Origin of the sequence: Actinomadura sp., assembly GCF_044508335.1 — a bacterium.
Classification (GTDB): domain Bacteria; phylum Actinomycetota; class Actinomycetes; order Streptosporangiales; family Streptosporangiaceae; genus Spirillospora.
The window spans coordinates 1,729-3,553 of the sequence record NZ_JBIQHY010000007.1 but is presented as its reverse complement, the minus strand read 5'-3'; the positions used below and the strand labels follow the sequence as shown (position 1 = coordinate 3,553).

Here is a 1,825-nt window from a genome sequence, read left to right as displayed (position 1 = left end):
CACCCGCGCCGGGCGGCTGCGCTGGACCCTCGCCGACGGCCTCACCCTCATCGGGCGCGAGCTGTCGCGCATCCGCCAGGAACCCGGCGAGCTCATCGCCGCGCTGATCTTCCCCGCCGTCATGGTCGTGCTGTTCGGGTACGTGTTCGGCAGCGCCATCGCCGTCCCCGGCGGCGGCGACTACCGCGAGTACCTCATGCCCGGCCTGTTCGCCATGGTCACCTTCACCGCCACCATGGCGGTCGCCATGCGGGTCGCCACCGACGCCTCCCGCGGCGTCATGGACCGGTTCCGCTCCATGCCGATGGCCCGCTCGGCCGTCCCGTTCGGGCACACCGGCGCCGAGATCCTCAACGGGGTCCTCGGCATGGTCATCATGGCCACCGCCGGGCTCATCGTCGGCTGGCGCGCCCACAACGGGATCTGGCCCACCGTCGAGGCGTTCGCGCTGCTGGGCCTCATGCGGTACGCGCTGAGCTGGGCCGGCTGCTACCTCGGCCTGGTGGTCAAGAACGAGCAGACCGCCGACCAGCTCCTCCCGCTGGTGTTCCCCGTCACCATGCTGTCCAACTCCTTCGTCCCCACCGGCGGCATGCCCACGGCCCTGCAGGTCGTCGCCGACTGGAACCCCGTCAGCGCCCTCACCGCCGCCCTGCGCGACCTGTTCGGCAACCCCGGCGCGGCCGCCGCCGGCCAGGCATGGCCGATCGCCCACCCCGTCGCCGCCACCGCCGGGTGGGCGCTGCTGCTGCTCGCGGTGTTCGTGCCGCTGTCGGTGCGCACCTACCGGCACCGCGGCCGGTGACACCCCGCGGCCCGCGGAGGCCCAGACCGCGGGCCGCGGGGGTGCCCTCACACCCGCGCGGCCGGCCGCCTCACCGGTCCCGCCCCCGGTCCCGGTCGCGGTCCCGGTCGCGGTCCCGGTCGCGGTCCCGGTCGCGGTCCCGGTACATGCGGCGCTGCGCCCTGCTGACCGACTTCCACCGGTTCTCCCGCTCGGCGCGCAGCCGCGCGTCGGTGCGCGACGCCGCCCACGCGTTCTCGCGCAGCAGCCGGCGGTAGCTGTCGAGGCGGCGGCGCGGCAGCGTCCCGTCCTCGACCGCGGCCAGCACCGCGCAGCCCGGCTCCGACAGGTGCGCGCAGTCGCCGAACCGGCACCCCGCGGCCAGCTCCTCCACGTCGGCGAACGTCCGCTCCAGGCCCTCCGACGCACCGAACAGGCCGACACCGCGCAGCCCCGGCGTGTCGATCAGCACACCGCCGCCCGGCAGCGGCAGCAGCTCCCGCCGCACCGTGGTGTGCCGGCCCCTGCCGTCGCTCTCGCGCACCGCGCCGGTCGCCAGGACCTCGGCGCCCAGCAGCGCGTTGCCCAGCGTGGACTTGCCCGCGCCCGACGGCCCGACCAGCGCCACCGTCCCGGTCAGCGCCGCGCGGACCGCGTCGACGCCGGCGCCGGTCGCGGCGCTGCACGCCACCACCTGAACGCCCGGCGCCGCGGCGGCGGCCTCGGCCGCCGCGCCGGCCGCGCCGGGCGCACGGTCGGCCTTGGTCAGCACGACCACCGGCCGCGCCCCGCTCTCCCAGGCCAGCGCCACCAGCCGCTCGATCCGCCCCGGAGCCGGGCGGGCGTCCAGCGGCACCGTCACCGCGACGGTGTCGACGTTGGCGGCCAGCACCTGGCCCCGCGAATCGCGCGCCGCCGACGCCCGCACGATCGCGGTCCGGCGCGGCAGCAGCGCCGCCACCGCCGGGCGCCCGCCCGGCCCGTCCGGGCGCAGCGCCGCCCAGTCGCCCGTGCACGGCGCCGCCGGCGGATCACCCGGCA

Annotated in this window: 2 protein-coding genes; one reads left to right on the top strand and one right to left on the bottom strand. The window is 77.6% G+C overall.

Translation table 11 applies throughout. From position 1 onward, the window contains the following. On the top strand, positions 1–805 hold an 805-nt coding region (locus tag ACIWVC_RS04475), incomplete at its 5' end, for an ABC transporter permease (RefSeq protein ID WP_396453831.1). Between the two features lie 70 nt (positions 806–875). Here the strand turns inward: ACIWVC_RS04475 and rsgA are convergent. After that, positions 876–1,825 (bottom strand): ribosome small subunit-dependent GTPase A (gene rsgA / locus ACIWVC_RS04470; RefSeq protein WP_396453830.1); only part of this gene is annotated, 950 nt, incomplete at its 5' end.